Raw genomic sequence first — 20497 nt, forward strand, 5'->3', positions numbered from 1 at the left:
TCGGGGGCTCGGGGGCGTTTTGACCCGGGCGGGGTGGGGCGGGTAGCCTCGGGTGTTGTTATACGTATGGGCTTCCTCGCTTTTGTGTGAAGGGGCCCTGCGTAGGTTCCCTGGAGCAGTTACCAGTGGCTCGCATACGGGCGGTGTTCCCGGCAGTGCGGGCCCCAGCTGCATGATCGCTTCAGGTGTGTCTGGATCCCATCCACTGAAGAAGCGAAGGCTACGAAGTGCGTACGTACAGCCCCAAGCCCGGCGATGTCACTCGCCAGTGGCACATCATTGACGCTCAGGACATCGTCCTGGGTCGTCTGGCGACCACGGCAGCGAACCTCCTCCGGGGCAAGCACAAGCCGACCTATGCCCCGCACATGGACATGGGTGACTTCGTCATCATCATCAACGCCGAGAAGATCCACCTCTCCGGCAACAAGAAGACCCAGAAGATGGCCTACCGCCACTCCGGCTTCCCGGGCGGCCTCCGCTCCATGCGCTACGACGAGCTCATGGAGAAGAGCCCCGAGAAGGCCGTCGAGAAGGCCATCAAGGGCATGATCCCCAAGAACACCCTGGGCCGTCAGATGCTCTCGAAGCTGAAGGTCTACGCGGGCTCCGAGCACCCGCACGCTGCTCAGCAGCCGGTCCCGTTCGAGATCACCCAGGTCGCGCAGTAGTTCCGGCCACCCCCTAAGACGTACAGAAAGATCTGAGGAGAATCGTGGCCGAGACCACTGTTGAGACCCCCGTCGAGGGCACCGAGGGCGAAGAGACCTTCGCTGAGGTGACCACCTTCGAGTCGGAGGTTCCCGTCGAGGGCGAGTACACCAGCGAGTCGCTCGCCGGCCGCTTCGGCGACCCGCAGCCCGCCGCCGGCCTTGGCCGTCGCAAGAACGCCATCGCCCGCGTCCGGATCGTTCCGGGCACCGGCAAGTGGAAGATCAACGGGCGTACGCTCGAGGACTACTTCCCGAACAAGGTCCACCAGCAGGAAGTCAACGAGCCCTTCAAGGTGCTCGAGCTCGACGACCGCTACGACGTCATCGCCCGCATCGCGGGTGGCGGCGTGTCCGGCCAGGCCGGTGCGCTCCGTCTCGGTGTCGCCCGTGCGCTGAACGAGGCCGACGTCGACAACAACCGCGCCATCCTGAAGAAGGCCGGCTTCCTCTCGCGTGACGACCGTGCGGTCGAGCGCAAGAAGGCCGGTCTCAAGAAGGCCCGCAAGGCGCCGCAGTACAGCAAGCGTTAATCACGCGCCTGCTGGCCGCTGCACACGCTTCACCGTTCGCCCCGGTGGCACTCTTCGTGCCACCGGGGCGTTCGTTTAGTTCGGATAGATCCTTATCGATCCCCTCGGGCGTATAACGGGCAGAAAACGCTCAGGGGTTTGCTTTTTCGGAGTATTTCGGAGGACAGCTGTGGGACGACTCTTCGGCACCGACGGTGTGCGCGGCGTGGCCAATGCGGACCTGACGGCGGAGCTGGCGCTCGGCCTGTCGGTCGCGGCGGCACACGTACTCGCCGAGGCCGGCACTTTTGAGGGCCATCGGCCCACGGCCGTGGTCGGCCGCGACCCGCGAGCCTCGGGAGAGTTCCTGGAGGCCGCCGTGGTGGCCGGTCTGGCGAGCGCGGGCGTGGACGTCCTGCGCGTCGGTGTGCTGCCCACCCCCGCGGTGGCGTATCTCACCGGTGCGCTGGGCGCCGACCTCGGCGTGATGCTCTCGGCGAGCCACAACGCGATGCCCGACAACGGCATCAAGTTCTTCGCGCGCGGCGGCCACAAGCTGGCCGACGAGCTGGAGGTGCGGATCGAGAAGCTCTACGAGCAGCACCGCAGCGGTGAGGCCTGGGACCGTCCGACCGGCGGCGGCGTGGGCCGTGTCACGGACTACGACGAGGGCTTCGACAAGTACATCGCCCACCTGATGGGCGTGCTCCCCAACCGCCTCGACGGACTGAAGATCGTCCTCGACGAGGCGCACGGCGCTGCCTCCCGGGTCTCCCCGGAGGCCTTCGCCCGGGCGGGCGCCGAGATCGTCACCATCGGTGCCGAGCCCGACGGCCTCAACATCAACGACGGCTGCGGCTCCACCCACATGGAGAAGCTGCAGGCCGCCGTCGTCGAGCACGGCGCCGACCTCGGTGTCGCGCACGACGGTGACGCCGACCGCTGCCTGGCCGTCGACGCCCAGGGCAACGAGGTCGACGGCGACCAGATCCTCGCCGTCCTCTCGCTCGCCATGCGCGAGGCCGGTCAGCTCCGCAAGAACACCGTGGTCGGCACCGTCATGTCCAACCTCGGCTTCAAGCTGGCCATGGAGGCCGAAGGCATCGAGGTCGTCCAGACCGGTGTCGGTGACCGCTACGTGCTGGAGTCGATGAAGGAGAACGGGTACGCGCTCGGCGGCGAGCAGTCCGGGCACGTCATCGTCCTGGACCACGCCACCACCGGCGACGGCACCCTGACCGGCCTGATGCTGGCCGCCCGGGTCGCCGCCACCGGCCGCAGCCTGGCGGACCTCGCGGGTGTCATGACGCGGCTGCCGCAGATCCTCATCAACGTCCCCGACGTCGACAAGTCCCGGGTGGGCACCTCGGCGGAGCTGGCCGCCGCCGTCGCCGACGCCGAGCGTGAGCTGGGCTCGACCGGCCGGGTGCTGCTGCGCCCGTCCGGCACCGAGCCGCTGGTCCGCGTGATGGTCGAGGCCGCCGACACCGAGCAGGCGAAGGCCGTCGCGGGGCGGCTGGCCGACGTGGTGAAGTCCGCGCTGGGCTAAGGGTTCTGGGCGGTACGAAGAGGGGCCCGGCCGGATGTGACTCCGGCCGGGCCCCTCTTCGTATGCCTCGAAAGACCCTCAGAGCTTGCGCAGGGAGAGGCGCTGGACCTTGTGGTCGGGGCCCTTGCGGACGACCAGGGTGGCGCGGCCGCGGGTGGGGGCCACGTTCTCCAGGAGGTTGGGGCGGTTGATGGTGCGCCAGGTGTTGCGGGCGTACGCCATCGCCTCCTCCTCGGAGACCTGGGTGTACTTGCGGAAGTACGAGAAGGGGTTCTGGAAGGCGGTGGCGCGCAGCTTGCGGAACCGGTTGAGGTACCACTGCTCGATGTCCTCGGCGCGGGCGTCGACGTACACCGAGAAGTCGAAGTAGTCGGCGAGGCCCACCCGGGTCTTGCCGTCGCTGCCGGGGAGGGCCGGCTGGAGGACGTTGAGGCCCTCGACGATCAGGATGTCGGGGCGGTGCACGGTGAGGCGCTCGTCGGGGACGATGTCGTAGATCAGGTGGGAGTAGACGGGGGCGGTGACCTCGTCCTTCCCGGCCTTCACGTCGGCGACGAAGCGGGTCAGGGCCCGGCGGTCGTACGACTCGGGGAAGCCCTTGCGGGCCATCAGACCGCGCTTCTCCAGCTCCTTCATCGGGTAGAGGAAGCCGTCCGTGGTGACGAGCTCGACGCGCGGGTGCTCCGGCCAGCGGGCCAGCAGCGCCTGGAGGAGACGGGCGACCGTGGACTTGCCGACGGCGACACTGCCCGCGACCCCTATGACGAAGGGCGTGCCGCGCTGGGTGCCGTTCTCGCCGAGGAAGGTGTTGAGGGCGCCGCGCAGGTTGCCGGTGGCTCCGACGTACAGATTGAGGAGGCGGGAGAGCGGGAGGTAGATGTCGCGCACCTCGTCGAGGTCGATGACATCGCCCAGACCGCGCAGCCGCTCGACCTCCTCGGCGGTGAGGGGCAGCGGCGTCTTCTCGCGCAGGGCGCTCCACTCGGCACGGGTGAGGTCCAGGTACGGGGACGTCTCGGCCCTGCGGTGGGAGCTTCGTGGCGGCGAAGTGATCACCACATCATTGTCGGCGCTGTCCGGCGGTTCTGGCCGCTGCGGGGTGGTGGGCTCGGTCACGTGGGGTGGCTCCGGGGGAGGGGTGCGCGAGGGGCGGTACGGGGGTTGACCTGGGGTTGTACGGGAGTACGTCTCGATTGGGGGGAGGTGGGGTCGCGCGGGGGTCACGATCCGCGGGGGCAGGGGTAATTCGGTTGGGCGGGACCGGGGCGGGCCCTACATTTCATGAGCACCACGGATTCCGCGTGAGACAGGGTCGAGCGAACTGCGCGCGGGGGGACCGTCGTTCTCTTCCTTCCTTCTTTTTTCTTTCTTGCCTTTCTTTTCCTTCCGGAGGAAACCTTTCATGCGCCGTACCGTGTTCCGTCGTCGTGCCGCTGTCGCCGTCGTGTCCGCGTTCTCGCTGACCCTGCTGGTGGGGGCGTGCGGGGCCGACAAGCCCGCCGACACCGGGGCCAAGAAGGACGGCAAGGAGGCGCCCAGCGCTCCCGCGGAGGCCGCGGCGCCCGCGGCGAAGGCCCTCACGGCTGCCGAGCTGGAGAAGCTGGCCCTCACCCAGGCCGATCTGACCACCCACATGGTGAAGAACGGCACGAAGGAGGACCAGGCCGCGGCCGGATCGGTCAAGACCGAGAAGCCCGAGTGCAAGCCGCTGCTGGACACCTTCTCCGCCCTGCCGCTGGGGCAGCCGAGCGCCCAGGTGCTGCGCAAGGCGATCGAGAAGCCCGCGAAGATGAAGACCGACCCGAAGGCCTCGGCCGAGGAGAAGGCCAAGGCCGGCCTCGAAGCGCTCAGCGCGCCGGTCACCGCCGATGTGCTGGCGTCGTACGCGGACAAGGGCGCGCAGGAGGCCTACGCGGCCCTCGGCAAGTCGGCGACGGCGTGCGCGGGCGGCTTCAACGGCGAGCAGGCCGGCGAGAAGCTCAAGATCAAGAAGGTCGCTCCCGACCAGGTGACCGGCGGCGACGAGGCGCAGGGCTGGACGATCACCATGGCCGGTGAGGGCGGCGAGGGCGGCGGCGACGTCATCATGAAGCTCGCGGCCGTGCGCAAGGGCGGCACGCTGGCCACCTTCTCCACGATCAGCCTGGGCGGTACGGTCACGGCCCAGCCGACCGGGGTCATCGAGGCGCAGCTGAAGAAGCTGGGCTGACGCTCGGCCGAAGAAGGCGGGCTGACGCTCCCCGGCGTTCCCCGGTGGCAGGTGCTCGGCGGCTTACGCTGCCGAGTATGTGCGGAATCGTGGGTTACGTCGGTGGTCAGTCGGCACTTGATGTCGTCGTCGCGGGGCTGAAGCGGTTGGAGTACCGGGGGTACGACTCGGCGGGGGTCGCGGTGCTCGCGGACGGGGGGCTGGCCTCGTCGAAGAAGGCCGGGAAGCTGGTCAATCTGGAGAAGGCGCTGGTGGGGCGGCCGTTGCCGGTCGGGGGGACCGGCATCGGGCACACCCGGTGGGCCACCCACGGCGGCCCCACCGACGCCAACGCGCACCCGCACCTGGACAACGCCGGGCGGGTCGCGGTCGTGCACAACGGGATCATCGAGAACTTCGCCTCGCTGCGCGCCGAACTGGTCGAGCGGGGACGGGAGTTGGCCTCCGAGACGGACAGCGAGGTGGTGGCGCACCTGCTGGCCGAGAGCTTCTCGGTGAACGGGGACCTGGCCGAGTCGATGCGGCAGGTGTGCCGTCGGCTGGAGGGGGCGTTCACGCTGGTGGCGGTGCACGCGGACGCGCCGGACGTGGTGGTGGGGGCGCGGCGGAACTCCCCGCTGGTGGTGGGCGTTGGAGAGGGTGAGTCCTTCCTGGCGTCGGACGTGGCCGCGTTCATCGCCCATACGCGCTCCGCGATCGAGCTGGGGCAGGACCAGGTGGTGGAGCTCCGGCGGGACGGGGTGACCGTCACCGGCTTCGACGGTGCCCCGGCGGAGGTCCGGGCGTACCACGTGGACTGGGACGCCTCGGCGGCCGAGAAGGGGGGCTACGACTACTTCATGCTCAAGGAGATCGCCGAGCAGCCCAAGGCGGTCGCGGACACCTTGCTGGGGCGGATCGACGCCGGTGGGCAGCTGACGCTCGACGAGGTGCGGATTCCCGTGGGGGTGCTGCGGGAGGTCGACAAGGTCGTCGTCGTGGCGTGCGGGACGGCCTTCCACGCGGGGATGATCGCCAAGTACGCGATCGAGCACTGGACCAGGCTGCCCTGCGAGACGGAGCTGGCGAGCGAGTTCCGCTACCGGGACCCGATCCTGGACTCGCGGACGCTGGTGATCGCCATCTCCCAGTCCGGCGAGACCATGGACACCCTGATGGCGCTGCGGCACGCGCGGGAGCAGGGTGCGAAGGTGCTGGCGGTGTGCAACACCAACGGGTCGACGATTCCCCGGGAGTCCGACGCGGTGCTCTACACGCATGCGGGGCCCGAGGTGGCGGTCGCGTCGACGAAGGCGTTTCTGACGCAGCTGGTTGCCTGTTACCTGGTGGCGCTGTACCTCGGGCAGGTGCGGGGGACCAAGTGGGGCGACGAAGTGCGGGACGTCGTACGGGAGTTGTCGGAGATCTCCGGGGCCGTGGAGGAAGTGCTCGGCACGATGGAGCCGGTGCGGGAGCTGGCGAGGTCGCTGGCCGACAAGAACACCGTGCTCTTCCTCGGGCGGCACGTGGGGTATCCGGTGGCGCTGGAGGGTGCGCTGAAGCTCAAGGAGCTGGCGTACATGCACGCGGAGGGGTTCGCCGCGGGCGAGCTCAAGCACGGGCCGATCGCGCTGGTGGAGGAGGACCTGCCGGTGGTGGTGGTCGTTCCTTCGGCGCGGGGGCGGTCGGTGCTGCACGACAAGATCGTGTCCAACATCCAGGAGATCCGGGCGCGGGGGGCGCGGACGATCGTGATCGCGGAGGAGGGGGACGAGACGGTCGTGCCGTATGCCGACCATCTGATCCGGGTGCCGTGTACGCCTACGCTTCTTCAGCCGTTGGTGACGACGGTGCCGTTGCAGGTCTTTGCTTGTGAGTTGGCGACGGCGCGGGGCAATGAGGTGGATCAGCCTAGGAATTTGGCGAAGTCCGTGACGGTCGAGTGAGTGTGAGTTTCGAGTGAGTGGGCGAGTGGGCGCGTGATTGTTGGGGTTGGGATCGATGTCGCGGAGATCGAGCGGTTCGGGGCGGCATTGGCGCGGACGCCGCAGATGGCCGAACGGCTTTTCGTGGAGCGGGAGTTGATGCTGCCGAGCGGGGAGCGGCGGGGGATCGCCTCCTTGGCGGCGAGGTTCGCAGCCAAGGAGGCGCTTGCCAAGGCGCTGGGGGCGCCGGCCGGGCTTTTGTGGACGGACGCGGAGGTGTGGGTCGAGGAGACGGGGCAGCCGAGGTTGCGGGTTTCGGGGACGGTGGCGGCTCGGGCGGAGGTGTTGGGGGTGCGGGGGTGGCATGTTTCGCTCAGCCATGATGCGGGGGTGGCGTCGGCGGTGGTGATTGCGGAGGGGTAGGGGGAGCGGTCTGGTGCGGGGGCCAAGGCGGAGGTGGGGCGGGGCGTGGGGTTCGGCTCCGCCGGGGGCCGCCCCCTTGCCCGCCCGTTCCGCCCCCGGGGGGCGGCCCCGCCGCCCAAGGGGGCTCGGCGCGCTGCCCCGCCGCCCGAGGGGGCGGGGTCAGGCCTTTCTGAGGCGGCGGGCTGCGAGGGCGAGGGCGCCCAGGGCAGTTAGGGCCGCTGCGGTGGTGGCCAGGGGCAGGGCTGCGCTGCCGGTGGAGGCCAGGGGGCTGTTCGTACCGCTGGGGGTGCCGCCGACCGAGCTTCCGCCGACTGTTTCGGCGGTGGAGCCGCCGACGGTTCCCGCAGAGCCGGTGCCGCCACCGGAAACGGAGCCGGAGCCGGAGCTGGTGGTGTCGCCTGTGCTGGTGTCGCCCGTGGTGCCGGTGCTGTTGTTGCCGCCGGTGACTGACTCGCCGCCGGAGGCGCCCGGGGCGGTTGGGTCGCTGTTGCCGGGGTCAGGGGCAGGGTCACCGGTGCCGGGGTCCGTCCCCGGGTCTGTGCCGGGGTCCGTTCCGGGGTCTGTGCCGGGGTCCGTTCCGGGGTCTGTGCCGGGGTCTGTGCCGGGGTCCGTTCCGGGGTCTGTGCCGGGGTCTGTGCCTGGATCCGCGCCTGGGTCCGTTCCGGGGGCTGGGTCCGGGGGGAGGGGTTTGGGGGTGACTGTCAGGGGGGCCGGGGGTGTTCTTACCGTGCCTACCGGGTTGGTGAAGGCGGCTCGGAAGAGGTGGCCGGTTTGGGTTTTTGTGGGGGTGAGGGTCAGGGTCGGGCCCGGTGGGTTGTTCAGGGGGGTCCAGGTTTTGCCCTGGTCGGGGCTGGCTTCCCAGGTGGCCGTCGGGGGTGGGGACGCGGTCGCGGCTGCGGTGAAGGTGGCTTCCTGGCCCTCCTCGACCGTCTGCGGGGCGGGGTTCCTGGTGAGGGTCGCCGCTGTCTGGCGGGTGGTCTGGGTGACCGTGCCCGAGGCGACCGAGAAGACGGTGTGGGTCCGGGTGTCGAGGGACAGTGCGCCGGGCTGGGCGCCCGTCGTGAAGGTCTCGGTGACCTTGCCTTCCTTCAGGTCGACGGCGGCCACGGTCCCGGCGGTCGTCTGGGCGACGTACAGGGTGCCGGTCTGTGCGTCGTGCACCATCGCCTTCGGGTTGCCGCCGACTTCTAGGGTGCGGACGACCTTGTTCGCCCTGAGGTCCACGGCGAAGACACTGCCTGCGGCGAGGTTGGCGACGTAGCCGGTGCCGGTGGCCGGGTCGACGGTGACGCCCATGCTGCCGAGTGCCGTCCTGCCGAGGTTCAGGGAGCCCGTCGCCGCGCCGGTGGTGCCGTCTATCGCGGTCAGGACGTTGAGGAAGACGCGTTCGCCGTCGACCGTTTCGCTGGTGACATGGGTGGAGTAGCCGGTTCCGGTGGCCGTGTCCACGGCCAGGCCCGCCGGGAAGACCGGCAGGACGACCGGGGTGCCGACGGGCTCGGCGGTGGCGGTGTCGTACACCGTGACCGACTTGCCCGTCTGGTTGGCGACGTACAGGCGGCCCCGGTTCGGGTCGACCGCGAGGTGGTTCACATTGCCGGTGACGGGCGCCCAGGTGTCGTTCAGCTTCCCGGTCCTCGTGTCGTACGTGCCGATCCGGTCGGCGAAGGCGAGGTACAGGGTGCCGGTCTTCGGGTCGAACGCCGTGACCTGGGGGCCGGACGGCAGGGCGACCGGTGCGCCGACCGGTTGGCCCGTCGTCGAGTCGTACGTCGTGAGGAGCGCCTTGTCGCCGGAACGGGCTATGTGGACGCGGCCGTTGGCGGGGTCGGCCTCGGCGTCCCTGGCGCCGCCCTCGGTGGTCGGGTACGCGCGGACGGTGGTGTGCCTCACCGTGCCGGCCGGGACCTCGGGCGTCTCACCCGTACCCTCGCCGAAGGTGATCGGGACGATGACGTCCTGGTCGCGCTCACCGGCGTGGGTGTGGTCGGCGCGGGTGACGATCGCGCAGCGGAGCTTGCTGCAGTCGGCGCCGCTGTCCTTGACCCGGGCGGTCAGGTCGAGGGCGAACCCGCCCTTGCCGTCGGGCTGTTCGGTGAACTTCTTCACCAGGTCCTTGGCGTAGTCCGGCGGGTTGTTGGAGATCCAGTACGAGGATCCCGACGAGCCGGAGAGATCCGCGCCGCCGAGGCACGGGGAGGGTGCCTCGCCCTGCTTGCCCAGTACGCAGACCGCGAGGTAGACGCCCTTGTCGAGGGCGTAGCCGGAGCCGGTGACCGTGACCTTCTCGCCCTTGGGGTTCAGGTCCTTGGTGTGGTTGACGGTCAGCGTCTGGCCGGTGGGGCCGGTGGCCGTGCCGGGAGTCGGCGCGGGCCCGGGCGCGGGGCCTTCGGCGGCCGAGGCGGCCGGGACGATGCCGGTGAGGGCGGTGGTCAGCAGGCCCGCCGAGGCGGTCGCGAGCAGGACCCGTGCCGGTCTTCGTCGCACGGCACGGGTGTGGGGCGCGGGGCGCATGGGGCGTCGTACCTCCGGTGACGGGGGCGGGGCGGGATGGGGCTGGTGGGGTGAGGAGTGGTGTGCGGAGCTACGAGAACGTCACCGGGACGTACACGTCGTACTTGCGGTCCGCGCTGTCGTAGTGGTCGGCGCGCGTGACGATCGCGCACTTCACACCGGCCTGGCCACAGGTGACGGTGTCGGAGAGCTTGGCCTTGACGTGGATCTGCACGGAGAAGGAACCCCGTCCCGCGGCCTCGGTGTACGGGGAGGAGTTGTTGGGCGAGAGCCAGTACCAGTCGGTGTTGATCCAGTGCGAGGCGCCGGTGGTGCCCGACTCGTCCTGGCCGCCGAGGCAGGGGGTGGGCTTGCTGTTCCAGGTGGCCGGGTTGGCGGTGTCGACGCCCGCGGGTATCGCGCAGAGGCTGACGTAGACGCCCTGGTCCGGGTTGTATCCGGTGCCGGAGACGGTCACGTTGGCGCCGGAGGCGGCAGCCGTGTTCGGGGCGGTCAGGGAGAGGTTGTACGTCTGGCCGCCCTCGACGGTGGTGCGGTTCGCGGTCGCTGCCGCGGCGGGGGAGGCGAGGGCGGCGGTCAGGGCCAGGGCGCCGACCAGGGGAACGGCGGCGCGGGCGGATCTGGTGCGGGCGAGGCGGGAGAGGCGGGAGAGGGACGGGCGGGAGGAGCGCATGGCGGAGCACCTTTCGGCAGGGCGAAAGCACGGGCTTGTTAGGTTAGGCAAACCTAAGTAAAAGAATGATCGTGCGTCAACCCTCGGGAATGTGAGGGGAATTGGGGTGCGTGGTTCGCGAGGTCTCGTGCGGCAGACTCGGGGGCATGCGTACTGCACACCGGGTTGAGACCGTCAGGGCCGCCGAGCGGGAAGCCATGGCCAGGCTTCCGGAGGGTGCGCTGATGCAGCGCGCCGCCGCCGGGCTGGCCGCCGCCTGCGCCGATCTGCTGGGGAGGCGGGTGTACGGGGCACGGGTCGTGCTCCTCGTCGGCAGTGGCGACAACGGGGGCGACACGCTGTACGCGGGGGCCAGGCTCGCCCGGCGCGGAGCGGGTGTGACGGCGGTGCTGCTCGCGCCCGAGCGGGTGCACGCGGAGGGCCTGGACGCGCTGCGGAGGGCCGGCGGACGCGTGCTGACCGGGCCGCACGAGGAGGCCGGCGCGGAGGCGGGCTCGGAGGCGGGCCCGGAGGCCGGTTCGGGGGCGGGCGAAGTGGTCGCGGGCGATGTCGTCGGGCGGCACGGTGCCCACGAGGTGCTCGCCCGCGCCGACCTCGTGCTCGACGGCATCGTCGGCATCGGCGGGCGCGGCGGACTGCGGGCACCGGCCGTGCCGTTGGTGCGGGCGGCCCGGGACTCCGGGGCCGCGGTGGTCGCCGTCGACCTGCCCAGTGGCGTGGACGCCGATACCGGTGAGGTCGCAGGGGAGTGCGTGAAGGCCGATGCGACCGTGACCTTCGGGACGTACAAGCCGGGCCTGCTGATCGACCCCGCGCGTGCGCAGGCGGGCGTGGTGCGGCTCGTCGACATCGGGCTCGACCTCGCCTCCGTACCCCCGGACGCGGAGGCGCTGCAGCACGCGGACGTGGCGGCGCTGCTGCCGGTGCCGGGCGCGGAGAGCGACAAGTACCGGCGTGGCGTGGTGGGGATCGTCGCCGGGTCGGCGAAGTACCCGGGGGCGGCCGTGCTGGCCGTCGGCGGGGCGCTGCGGGGCGGGGCGGGCGCGGTCCGGTACGTGGGGGAGGGCGGCGACGCGGTGCTCGCGCGATACCCGGAGGTGCTGGTCAGCGAGGGTGCACCGGGAGAGGCCGGGCGGGTGCAGGCCTGGGTGATCGGGCCCGGGCTCGACGACGGGGTCGCGGGCGCGCTCGACGAGGTGCTCGCCTCGGACGTGCCGGTGCTGGTGGACGCGGATGCGCTGGGCGCGCTCGATCCTGCGGTGGTACGGGGCCGGAACGCGGCCACCGTACTGACGCCGCACGCCGGGGAGGCGGCACGGCTGCTGGGGGTGGAGCGGGCCGCGGTGGAGGCCGAACGGCTGGACTCCGTAAGGAAGTTGGCGGTCCTCTACGGGGCGACCGTACTGCTGAAGGGATCCACCACCCTGGTCGCGGGGGCGGACGGGGGGACGGTACGGGTCAACCCGACGGGGACGGGCTGGCTGGCCACCGCCGGGAGCGGGGACGTGCTGTCCGGGCTGGTCGGGGCGCTGCTGGCGGCGGGGCTCGACGGGGCGGACGCGGCCTCCGTCGGCGCGTACCTGCACGGGCTGGCGGGGCGCGGGGCGGCACGGGGGGCGCCGGTCTCGGCGGGAGAGGTGGCGGAGGGGCTGGGGGAGGCGTGGCGGGGGGTCGTACGGGGGTGAGGGCCGGGTGACGGCGGGGGCCACTTCCCCGCGCCCCCGGGATCCGGGAGCGCGGGGAGGCCCGCCGGCCAGACCGGTCAAGCAGGTCAGGCCGGTCATGGCGGGTCAGGCCAGTCAGGCCGGCTAGCCCTGTGCCAGTCGGGGGTCCAGCGGGGTGTCGAGGTTCCACTCGATCGGGATGTTCTCGCCGCCGAAGCCCTTGATGATCAGCTCGTCGTCGGTGAGGCGGCGGTCGTCCGGCTGCAGGCCCCGGATGTTGGTGCCCGGCTTGGCGCCCCAGACGTAGACCCGGCTGCCGACGCCGAGCTTCTTCCAGAGGCGTGCCGCGTCGTGGACGTAGAGGTTCACGCAACCGCCGGAGCCCGCCTCGAAGAGGTCACCGTACGTGCCGTGCAGCGCCTGCCCGCCGCTGAAGAACTGGCTGTACGGCATGGGGGCGTTGTTGTAGAGGGTGGAGAAGTGGTTCTTGTGCCGCCAGTAGACCCGGTGCCAGCCGGTACGGGTCTCCAGCCCGCGGATTCCGCTGCGGATCGGGACCGGGGCGAAGGTGACCTTCCGGCCGACCTGCACCCACAGGAGCTGACGGGGGAGGTCCACGCAGGTCACCGAGTAGCCGTAGCGGATCGGGCACTTGCCCGCCGCGTTGGGGTTCCTGCGGGCCTCGCGGACCAGGAGCAGGCCGTGGGTCTTGGCGGTGGCCCGGCCGTCGGCGGGGTCGATGCCCAGCTGGCGCTGGAGCTTGCGGATGGCGATGCAGTCGGCGTTCGACTGCTTGCCGTCGACCGGGAGGCGCAGCTTGCGCTCCAGTTCCTTCTGGTACGGGCCGGTGGAGGCCGTGCACGGTGGCTCGGGCGCGGGCGGCGCGGCGGCCGTCGCCGAGGCCATGGGAAGTGCCGTGATCGCCACGGCGATGAGACCGGCCAGAGCGGGTATACGGGCGGTACGGGTGGGACGGGCGGGCCGTTCGGGAATGGCGGGACGGGCATGACGGGCGGGCTTCATGGTTCCTCAGCTCCTCCGGCGTGCGGCGGCGCCCGGCACGAGCCCGCCTCTGTTGTCCCATCGGGCGGCCCCGCCGCCCCGCGCGCCACGCATGCTCTGCCGCGCGGGTGAACGCCCGGGCCAAATGTGTGACGTGGCGTGAAGTCGCGCATACGCACAGGAACGTGGCGGTGGCGCGCCCCGCGTGGGATCGATCACCGGGGGCGTCGCCCGGGACCGGCCTGTCGTACCCCTCTGCGAGACTGGGCGTGATGACCGTGAGAGACGAGACAGTGGCGAGCGACGTGATGAGCATGGCGACGGGCCGGCCAGTAACACCGGCGACCCCGGCGACCACGCCGGCCCCCCTGCGCGTCCGTGCCGAGATCGACCTGGCCGCGCTGCGCGCCAACGTCCGTCTCCTGCGCGAGCGCGCCCCGCACGCCGCCCTGATGGCCGTCGTGAAGTCGGACGGGTACGGGCACGGGGCGGTGCCCTGCGCCCGCGCCGCCCTCCAGGCCGGTGCGACCTGGCTCGGCACGGCCACCCCGCAGGAGGCCCTCGCCCTGCGCGCCGCCGGGATCACCCCCGCGCAGGCCCGCGTGATGTGCTGGCTGTGGACCACCGGCGGGCCCTGGCGCGAGGCGATCGAGGCCGACCTCGACATGGGGATCAGCGACATGTGGGCGCTGCGCGAGGTCATCGAGGCGGCCCGCGCCCTCGGACGTACGGCGAAGATCCAGCTCAAGGCCGACACCGGCCTCGGCCGGGGCGGCTGCCAGCCCGCCGAATGGCCCGCACTGGTCGCGGAGGCACGCGCCGCCGAGATCGAGGGCGCCGTGCGCGTCACCGGCCTCTGGTCGCACTTCGCGTGCGCCGACGAGCCCGGCCACCCGTCCATCGACCGCCAGCTCACGGTCTTCCGCGAGCTGGTCGCGTACGCCGAGACCCACGGCCTGACCCCCGAGGTCCGCCACCTCGCCAATTCCCCGGCCACCCTGACCCTGCCGCACGCGCACTTCGATCTCGTACGGACCGGGATCGCGATGTACGGGGTCTCGCCGAGCCCCGAGCTGGGCACGCCCGCCGAGCTGGGGCTGCGCCCGGTGATGAAGCTCGCCGCGTCGGTGGCCCTGGTCAAGGACGTTCCGGCGGGCCACGGCGTCAGCTACGGGCACCACTACGTCACCGAGCGGGACACCACCCTCGCGCTGATCCCGGTGGGGTACGGCGACGGCATCCCGCGCAACGCCTCCGGGCGCGGCCCGGTGCTGGTCGGCGGCCGGTGGCGGCGGGCCCGCGGCCGGATCGCGATGGACCAGTTCGTGGTCGACCTCGGCGGCGAGCGCGTCGAACCGGGCGCGGAGGCGGTCCTGTTCGGGGCGGGCGAGGGCGGCGAGCCGACCGCCGAGGACTGGGCGCGGGCCGCGGACACCATCGCGTACGAGATCGTCACGCGCATCGGTACGCGGGTTCCGCGCGTCTACGTCAATGAGGAGCCCGACGAAGAGTCCGGCGCGGCGCCGAACGCACAGCCGAACGCAAAGCCGGACCCAGAGCCGAACGCACAGCGGAACACCGAGCCCGACGAAGAGCAGTAGCCAGGCACCAGCTAGGAGCGGCACGTGAGCGAGAGCAGCACGGAGGGCGTCGTCGCCGTGGCGAAGGCCGCGGCCGATGCGGCCGATTCCGCTTCGGCGGGCACCTGGCGCCGGGCCGGACTGGCCGGGGCCGCCATAGGCGTGGTCGCCGCGGGCGCCGCGGCCGGCGTGGCCATCGAGCGGCTCACCGTCGGCCGGGGCATGCGCAAGAAGGCCCGCCTGGCCCTCGACGCGGCCGGCCCGTACGGCTCGCTGCGCGGCACCCCCGGCACCGCCCTCGCCGACGACGGCACCGAGCTCTACTACGAGACCGACGAGCCGGACGAGGAGTCGGCCAAGCAGCGCCGCAAGCGCCTGGGCCGCCGGGCCGCCGCCCCCGTCACCGTCGTCTTCAGCCACGGCTACTGCCTCAACCAGGACTCCTGGCACTTCCAGCGCGACGCCCTGCGCGGCGCCGTGCGCACCGTCCACTGGGACCAGCGCAGCCACGGCCGCTCCGGGCGCGGGATGGCCCAGGCCGACGGCGTACCCGTCGACATCGACCTGCTCGGCCGCGACCTCAGGGCCGTCATCGACGCGGCGGCACCCGAGGGCCCCCTGGTGCTGGTGGGGCATTCGATGGGCGGCATGACGGTGATGGCGCTCGCCGACCAGTACCCGGAGCTGATCCGCGAGCGCGTTGTCGCCGTCGCCCTCGTCGGTACGTCGTCGGGGCACATGGGCGAAGTGAACTTCGGGCTGCCGGTCGCCGGGATGAACGCGGTGCGCCGCATCCTGCCGCGCGTGCTGCGCACCCTGGGCTCGCAGGCGGAGCTGGTCGAGCGGGGGCGGCGGGCGACGGCCGACCTGTTCGCGGGGATCGTCAAGCGGTACTCGTTCGGGTCACGGGACGTGGACCCGGCGGTGGCCAGGTTCGCGGAGCGGCTGATCGAGGGGACGCCGATCGACGTGGTCGCCGAGTTCTACCCGGCGTTCCAGGACCACGACAAGGCGGCCGCGCTCCAGGTCTTCGGGGAGCTGCCGGTGCTGGTGCTGGCCGGGGAGAAGGACCTGGTCACCCCCAGTTCGCACAGCGAGGCCATCGCGGAGCTGCTTCCCGACGCGGAGCTGGTGATCGTTGCCGACGCCGGTCACCTCGTGATGCTGGAGCATCCGGAGCTGGTGAACGGGCGGCTCGCGGAACTGCTGGCCCGGACAGGCTCTAACGTTGACCGGCATGGAAGCACCGCACAGCGGGGCGGCTGAGCACGCCCCCGGTACCGACCCGGTCAACTCGTCCTCCCTCATCGTCAACTCGCCAGCGGAAATGGGCGGGTTGGGGCGCTCGCTGGCCAAGCTGCTGCGCCCCGGCGACCTGGTGATGCTCACCGGGGAGCTCGGCGCGGGCAAGACCACGCTCACCCGGGGCCTCGGCGAGGGCCTGGGCGTGCGCGGCGCCGTGACCTCGCCGACCTTCGTCATCGCCCGCGTACACCCGCCGCTCGGGGACGGGCCCGCGCTGGTGCACGTCGACGCGTACCGGCTCGGCGGCGGGCTGGACGAGATGGAGGACCTCGACCTCGACGTCTCGCTGCCCGAATCGGTGATCGTCGTGGAATGGGGCGACGGCAAGGTCGAGGAGCTCTCCGACGACCGGCTGCACGTGGTCATCGACCGCGCCACGGGCGATCCCGGTACCGATACCGACGACGTGCGCAAGGTGCGGCTGGACGGGATCGGGGCGCGCTGGGCGGGGGTGGACCTGGCGGGACTGGCCGGGGCGGCGGGTTCGGCGAGATCGGCGGGAGCGGCAGGTACTGCGGGCTGAGGGTCCGCGTGAGTGGGGTGCGGGGCGCCGGGGGCGGGAACTCCGGCGCCCCGCCGTGCGTTCTCCCAGTACATTCCGACAAGCTGTCGGGAAGATGTTGCGTCGGGGGTACCGGACATGGTCACATGGGATCGGAGTCCTTGGTTAGGTCTACCTAACCACGAGTCTCGCTGCGCCAGCTCCCGTCGCGCCTGCCCCCCGTCGCCCCAGGAGGCGTCCATGTCGGCACCGGAACGAGAAGTCGAGAAGCCCATGACGCCTGCCCGTACGGTCCCGGCGTCGACGAGCACGGGCCCCGTGAGCATGCGTGCGCTGCTGGCGTCGTGTGCGGCGGCCACGGCGGTCTCCACGCCGCCGAGGGACGACGCGGGAGACGCGGCAGGACCGGCAGGCGCGGAGCACGTCGAAAAGGGGGCCGTCGAGCGGCGCGACGCCGCTTAGACAGCCCCCGGGGTGGCGGGACGCAGACCGGGGTTGCCGGGGTTACGGCACGACCACGACCTTGACGTTGACCGTCGCGAACTCCCACATCCGCGCCGCGTCCGCCCGCGTCATGCGCACCGCGCCCGTGCCCTCCTGAGGCGTGGCGCCCGGCTTGGGCATCGTGCCGTCCACCGCCGCGCTGAAGCCGACCGTCACCCCGTCCACGCTCGCGAACCGCACCACGTGCTCCACCGGCTTGCCGTCCGATCCGGTGACCTTCAGGGAGCGGGTGGAGACCCGGTAGGTGTCCGGCGTGGGACTGACCGCGCTCGGCGCGACCGCGTACGTCGGCGGCTTCTGCTGCTTCGGCGCCGGAGCGTCGGAGTCCACCAGCCACACCCGCTTGCCGGAGAGCGAGTACACGACCCGGGTGCCCTTGCCGGAGTTGGCGGGCAGGGCCAGCGGCGAGGGCGGGGTGACCTTGCCCTTGTCCTTGGGCCCGGTCGGGGAGGCGGAAGCGCTGGGCATGGACACCGATTCCGGCGCGTTCGCCGATGCCTGGTAGGCGAGGAAGCCGACGACGGCGAGAGCCCCGGCGGTGAGCCCGGCCACGATTCCCGAGCTGCTGCTAGCCACCTTGCTGCACCTTTCGTTTCCCACTCGCGGATACCGGGCGGACCCTTGTGAACACCGGCCCGCACGACGCCCCGCAGGACTTTGTCGTGACGGTAGCAGCCGCCTGGCGCGCCGTCCGGACGCCGTGCTTCCGCTGTGCGGGCCGTAGGCTGTTTGCGTGCTCCTGCTCGCTGTTGATACCGCCACCCCCGCCGTCACCGCCGCCCTCCACGACGGTACGTCCGTCGTCGCCGAGACCACACAGGTCGACGCGCGCCGGCACGGCGAACTGCTGCTGCCCCTGATCGACGCGACCCTGCGCGACGCCGGGGTGAAACTCGATGCCGTCACCGGCATCGTCGTGGGCGTCGGCCCCGGCCCGTACACCGGACTGCGGGTGGGACTCGCGACGGCGGAGACCTTCGGTTTCGCGCTCGGCGTCCCGGTGCACGGGCTGTGCACGCTGGACGCGCTGGCGTACGCGGCCCAGGCCCAGGCCGGTATCGAGGGCCCGTTCGCGGTCGCCACCGACGCCCGCCGCAAAGAGGTCTACTGGGCGCGCTACGACGACGCCCGCACCCGTACCACCGAGCCCGCCGTGGACCGCCCGGCCGAGATCGCCGAGCAGCTCGCGGGCCTGCCCGTGGTCGGCGCGGGCGCGGTCCTCTACCCCGAGGCCTTCCCGGACGCGCGCGGCCCCGAGCACGTGTCGGCCGGCGCGCTCGCCTCGCTGGCGGCCGAGAAGCTGGCGGCGGGGGAGCGGGCCGCCGGGCCCGCTGCCGGGAAGCAGGCCGCAGTGAGCGGCTTCCTGCCGCCGCTGCCCCTCTACCTGCGCCGCCCCGACGCCCAGGTGCCCAAGAACTACAAGGTGGTCACTCCGCAGTGACCGCCACCGCCGCAGCCAAGCCGTCGACGACCGTCCTGCGCGAGATGCGCTGGTGGGACATCGACCCCGTGCTCGCCCTCGAACACGAGCTGTTCCCCGAGGACGCCTGGTCGCCCGGCATGTTCTGGTCCGAGCTGGCGTACGCGCGCGGCCCCCGCGCCACCCGCCGCTACGTCGTCGCCGAGGAACAGGCCACCGGCCGGATCGTCGGGTACGCGGGCTTCGCCGCCGCCGGTGACCTCGGCGACGTGCAGACCATCGCGGTCGCCCGCGACCAGTGGGGCACCGGCCTCGGTGCCCGCCTCCTCAGCGACCTGCTCAAGCACGCGACCGCCTTCGAGTGCACCGAGGTGCTGCTGGAGGTACGCGTCGACAACACGCGCGCGCAGAAGCTCTACGAACGCTTCGGCTTCGAGCCGATCGGCTTCCGCCGCGGCTACTACCAGCCCGGCAACATCGACGCGCTCGTGATGCGGCGTACGACGACCGAAGAGACAGAAGAGATCCAGCCATGAACCTCACCAGCGGTATCGACGAGCCCCTGGTCCTCGGCATCGAGACCTCCTGCGACGAGACCGGCGTCGGCATCGTCCGGGGCACGACGCTGCTCGCGGACGCGGTCGCCTCCAGCGTCGACACGCACGCCAGGTTCGGCGGCGTGGTCCCGGAGATCGCCTCCCGCGCGCACCTGGAAGCGATGGTTCCGACCATCGAGCGGGCGCTCAAGGAGGCCGGGATCGCCGCCTCCGACCTGGACGGCATCGCGGTCACCGCCGGTCCAGGCCTGGCGGGCGCGCTGCTGGTGGGCACCACGGCGGCGAAGGCGTACGCGTACGCACTCGGCAAGCCCCTCTACGGCGTCAACCACCTCGCCTCGCACATCTGCGTCGACCAGCTGGAGCACGGCAAGCTGCCCGAGCCCACGATGGCGCTGCTGGTCAGCGGCGGGCACTCGTCCCTGCTGCTGGCCCCCGACATCACCTCCGACGTACGTCCGCTGGGCGCGACCATCGACGACGCGGCGGGCGAGGCCTTCGACAAGATCGCCCGCGTGCTGAACCTCGGCTTCCCCGGCGGCCCGGTCATCGACCGGCTCGCCAAGGAGGGCGACCCCAAGGCGATCGCCTTCCCGCGCGGACTGACGGGCTCGCGCGACCCGGCGTACGACTTCTCCTTCTCCGGCCTGAAGACCTCGGTCGCCCGCTGGATCGAGGCGAAGCGCAACGCGGGCGAGGAGGTCCCGGTGCGCGACGTCGCCGCGTCCTTCCAGGAGGCGGTCGTCGACGTGCTGACGAAGAAGGCCGTACGGGCCTGCAAGGACGAGGGCGTCGACCACCTGATGATCGGCGGCGGCGTCGCGGCCAACTCCCGGCTGCGGGCACTGGCCCAGGAGCGCTGCGAGCGGGCGGGCATCAAGCTGCGCGTCCCGAGGCCCGGGCTGTGCACGGACAACGGGGCGATGGTCGCGGCCCTCGGCGCCGAGATGGTGGCCCGGGGCAGGCCGTCCTCGGACTGGGACCTCTCCGCGGACTCCTCGCTCCCGGTGACGGAGCCGCACGTACCGGGCCATGCGCACGACCACGGCGACGACCACGGTCACGCCCATGACCACGGTCATGCACATGATCACGACCACGTCCACGAGATCAGCAAGGACAACCTGTACTCATGACCGTCGCGCTGATGTGGGAAGCCCGCGCCGTCCAGGGCAAGGGCCCCGAACTGCTGGAGTGGGCCCGCGCCAGGGCCGACGAGCTGGCCGCCGTCCCGCTGCGCCGGGAGATCCTCCGGGCGCAGCAGGACCGGGTCCTGGTCATCACCTGGTGGCAGTCCCCGCTCGACGCGGAGCTGCCCGAACTGCCCGAGCCGGACGCCGAGTTGATCACCCGGGCCGTGCACAGGTGGCGGTTCGAGTCGGTGGAGGACTAGTCGCCCGGGCGTCCGCACCCTCCCTCGGCGGCGCAACCGGGGTACGCTCGGAAGACCCGGCAAATAGGGCATAAGG

20 protein-coding genes are annotated in these 20497 nt (G+C 71.8%); 15 read left to right on the plus strand and 5 right to left on the minus strand.

Annotated features, from left to right (window positions below; genetic code table 11):
• Positions 1-227: 227 nt before the first annotated feature.
• The 3 genes from rplM to glmM all read left to right on the plus strand — a co-directional run bounded on the left by rplM (position 228) and on the right by glmM (position 2771).
• Positions 228-671 carry a 50S ribosomal protein L13 gene (gene rplM / locus ACZ5PB_RS25715; RefSeq protein ID WP_468694075.1) on the plus strand — a complete coding sequence of 148 codons (444 nt, stop codon included), beginning with the start codon at positions 228-230 and terminating at the stop codon, positions 669-671.
• Positions 672-715: 44 nt separating this feature from the next.
• Positions 716-1243 carry a 30S ribosomal protein S9 gene (rpsI, locus tag ACZ5PB_RS25720; protein ID WP_468694076.1) on the plus strand — a complete coding sequence of 176 codons (528 nt, stop codon included), beginning with the start codon at positions 716-718 and terminating at the stop codon, positions 1241-1243.
• A gap of 169 nt (positions 1244-1412) precedes the next feature.
• Positions 1413-2771 carry a phosphoglucosamine mutase gene (gene glmM / locus ACZ5PB_RS25725; protein ID WP_468694077.1) on the plus strand — a complete coding sequence of 453 codons (1359 nt, stop codon included), beginning with the start codon at positions 1413-1415 and terminating at the stop codon, positions 2769-2771.
• Between the two features lie 78 nt (positions 2772-2849).
• Here glmM and coaA read toward each other — a convergent pair whose 3' ends face one another.
• Complete coding sequence (gene coaA, locus ACZ5PB_RS25730; RefSeq protein ID WP_468694160.1) at positions 2850-3827, minus strand: type I pantothenate kinase; 978 nt, start codon at positions 3825-3827, stop codon at positions 2850-2852.
• A gap of 346 nt (positions 3828-4173) precedes the next feature.
• Here coaA and ACZ5PB_RS25735 point away from each other — a divergent pair, with 346 nt between their 5' ends.
• From ACZ5PB_RS25735 to ACZ5PB_RS25745, 3 genes are all read left to right on the plus strand, one after another.
• On the plus strand, positions 4174-4980 hold the full coding sequence (locus ACZ5PB_RS25735) for a hypothetical protein (RefSeq protein WP_468694078.1): 807 nt from the start codon (positions 4174-4176) through the stop codon (positions 4978-4980).
• Between the two features lie 77 nt (positions 4981-5057).
• Positions 5058-6905, plus strand: coding sequence for a glutamine--fructose-6-phosphate transaminase (isomerizing) (gene glmS / locus ACZ5PB_RS25740; protein WP_468694079.1), 1848 nt, complete (start codon positions 5058-5060; stop codon positions 6903-6905).
• Between the two features lie 33 nt (positions 6906-6938).
• Positions 6939-7307 (plus strand): holo-ACP synthase, encoded by a 369-nt coding sequence (locus ACZ5PB_RS25745; RefSeq protein WP_468694080.1) that lies wholly within the window; start codon positions 6939-6941, stop codon positions 7305-7307.
• Positions 7308-7466: 159 nt separating this feature from the next.
• Here ACZ5PB_RS25745 and ACZ5PB_RS25750 read toward each other — a convergent pair whose 3' ends face one another.
• Positions 7467-9794: a YncE family protein gene (locus ACZ5PB_RS25750; RefSeq protein ID WP_468694081.1), complete on the minus strand. Its 2328-nt coding sequence runs from the start codon at positions 9792-9794 to the stop codon at positions 7467-7469.
• Positions 9795-9891: 97 nt separating this feature from the next.
• On the minus strand, positions 9892-10494 hold the full coding sequence (locus tag ACZ5PB_RS25755) for a hypothetical protein (RefSeq protein ID WP_468694082.1): 603 nt from the start codon (positions 10492-10494) through the stop codon (positions 9892-9894).
• Between the two features lie 146 nt (positions 10495-10640).
• Between ACZ5PB_RS25755 and ACZ5PB_RS25760 the strand changes: the two genes are divergently transcribed.
• Complete coding sequence (locus tag ACZ5PB_RS25760) at positions 10641-12179, plus strand: NAD(P)H-hydrate dehydratase (protein ID WP_468694083.1); 1539 nt, start codon at positions 10641-10643, stop codon at positions 12177-12179.
• Between the two features lie 123 nt (positions 12180-12302).
• Here the strand turns inward: ACZ5PB_RS25760 and ACZ5PB_RS25765 are convergent, their stop codons facing one another.
• Positions 12303-13181 (minus strand): L,D-transpeptidase, encoded by an 879-nt coding sequence (locus ACZ5PB_RS25765; RefSeq protein ID WP_468694084.1) that lies wholly within the window; start codon positions 13179-13181, stop codon positions 12303-12305.
• A 293-nt stretch (positions 13182-13474) separates the two neighbouring features.
• On the opposite strand from ACZ5PB_RS25765, the gene alr reads away from it, so the two are divergent.
• The 4 genes from alr to ACZ5PB_RS25785 all read left to right on the plus strand — a co-directional run bounded on the left by alr (position 13475) and on the right by ACZ5PB_RS25785 (position 17009).
• Positions 13475-14761 carry an alanine racemase gene (gene alr, locus ACZ5PB_RS25770; protein WP_468694161.1) on the plus strand — a complete coding sequence of 429 codons (1287 nt, stop codon included), beginning with the start codon at positions 13475-13477 and terminating at the stop codon, positions 14759-14761.
• Positions 14762-14785: 24 nt separating this feature from the next.
• Positions 14786-16006, plus strand: coding sequence for an alpha/beta fold hydrolase (locus ACZ5PB_RS25775; RefSeq protein WP_468694085.1), 1221 nt, complete (start codon positions 14786-14788; stop codon positions 16004-16006).
• Positions 15978-16568, plus strand: a complete 591-nt coding sequence (gene tsaE, locus ACZ5PB_RS25780; protein ID WP_468694086.1) for a tRNA (adenosine(37)-N6)-threonylcarbamoyltransferase complex ATPase subunit type 1 TsaE — start codon at positions 15978-15980, stop codon at positions 16566-16568. Before ACZ5PB_RS25775 ends, tsaE begins: the two co-directional genes overlap by 29 nt.
• A 219-nt stretch (positions 16569-16787) precedes the next feature.
• Positions 16788-17009 carry a hypothetical protein gene (locus tag ACZ5PB_RS25785; protein WP_468694087.1) on the plus strand — a complete coding sequence of 74 codons (222 nt, stop codon included), beginning with the start codon at positions 16788-16790 and terminating at the stop codon, positions 17007-17009.
• Between the two features lie 42 nt (positions 17010-17051).
• On the opposite strand, the gene ACZ5PB_RS25790 is transcribed toward ACZ5PB_RS25785, so the two are convergent.
• Positions 17052-17627: a hypothetical protein gene (locus tag ACZ5PB_RS25790; protein WP_468694088.1), complete on the minus strand. Its 576-nt coding sequence runs from the start codon at positions 17625-17627 to the stop codon at positions 17052-17054.
• A 157-nt stretch (positions 17628-17784) separates the two neighbouring features.
• Between ACZ5PB_RS25790 and tsaB the strand changes: the two genes are divergently transcribed.
• The 4 genes from tsaB to ACZ5PB_RS25810 are packed head-to-tail and all read left to right on the plus strand — an operon-like array spanning position 17785 to position 20421.
• Complete coding sequence (gene tsaB, locus ACZ5PB_RS25795) at positions 17785-18492, plus strand: tRNA (adenosine(37)-N6)-threonylcarbamoyltransferase complex dimerization subunit type 1 TsaB (protein ID WP_468694089.1); 708 nt, start codon at positions 17785-17787, stop codon at positions 18490-18492.
• A gap of 44 nt (positions 18493-18536) precedes the next feature.
• Entirely contained in the window at positions 18537-19007 is a 471-nt protein-coding gene (rimI, locus tag ACZ5PB_RS25800) for a ribosomal protein S18-alanine N-acetyltransferase (RefSeq protein WP_468694162.1), read from the plus strand.
• The gene (tsaD, locus tag ACZ5PB_RS25805) at positions 19004-20164 is read left to right on the plus strand and encodes a tRNA (adenosine(37)-N6)-threonylcarbamoyltransferase complex transferase subunit TsaD (protein WP_468694090.1); all 1161 of its coding nucleotides are present in this window, start codon (positions 19004-19006) and stop codon (positions 20162-20164) included. The genes rimI and tsaD overlap by 4 nt, the downstream gene beginning before the upstream one ends.
• Positions 20161-20421, plus strand: coding sequence for a hypothetical protein (locus ACZ5PB_RS25810; RefSeq protein ID WP_468694091.1), 261 nt, complete (start codon positions 20161-20163; stop codon positions 20419-20421). Before tsaD ends, ACZ5PB_RS25810 begins: the two co-directional genes overlap by 4 nt.
• The last annotated feature ends 76 nt before the right edge of the window (positions 20422-20497 follow it).

The organism is Streptomyces sp. NPDC032721, assembly GCF_055579625.1.

Excerpts from the sequence above, each read along its gene's own strand:
- tsaD (WP_468694090.1), top strand. The coding sequence starts at position 19,004 with ATGAACCTCACCAGCGGTATCGACGAGCCCCTGGTCCTCGGCATCGAG.
- ACZ5PB_RS25760 (WP_468694083.1), top strand. The coding sequence starts at position 10,641 with ATGCGTACTGCACACCGGGTTGAGACCGTCAGGGCCGCCGAGCGGGAA.
- rimI (WP_468694162.1), top strand. The coding sequence starts at position 18,537 with ATGCGCTGGTGGGACATCGACCCCGTGCTCGCCCTCGAACACGAGCTG.
- ACZ5PB_RS25785 (WP_468694087.1), top strand. The coding sequence starts at position 16,788 with ATGTCGGCACCGGAACGAGAAGTCGAGAAGCCCATGACGCCTGCCCGT.
- glmS (WP_468694079.1), top strand. The coding sequence starts at position 5,058 with ATGTGCGGAATCGTGGGTTACGTCGGTGGTCAGTCGGCACTTGATGTC.
- tsaE (WP_468694086.1), top strand. The coding sequence starts at position 15,978 with ATGGAAGCACCGCACAGCGGGGCGGCTGAGCACGCCCCCGGTACCGAC.
- ACZ5PB_RS25735 (WP_468694078.1), top strand. The coding sequence starts at position 4,174 with ATGCGCCGTACCGTGTTCCGTCGTCGTGCCGCTGTCGCCGTCGTGTCC.
- ACZ5PB_RS25755 (WP_468694082.1), bottom strand. The coding sequence starts at position 10,494 with ATGCGCTCCTCCCGCCCGTCCCTCTCCCGCCTCTCCCGCCTCGCCCGC.
- ACZ5PB_RS25810 (WP_468694091.1), top strand. The coding sequence starts at position 20,161 with ATGACCGTCGCGCTGATGTGGGAAGCCCGCGCCGTCCAGGGCAAGGGC.
- alr (WP_468694161.1), top strand. The coding sequence starts at position 13,475 with ATGGCGACGGGCCGGCCAGTAACACCGGCGACCCCGGCGACCACGCCG.
- ACZ5PB_RS25765 (WP_468694084.1), bottom strand. The coding sequence starts at position 13,181 with ATGAAGCCCGCCCGTCATGCCCGTCCCGCCATTCCCGAACGGCCCGCC.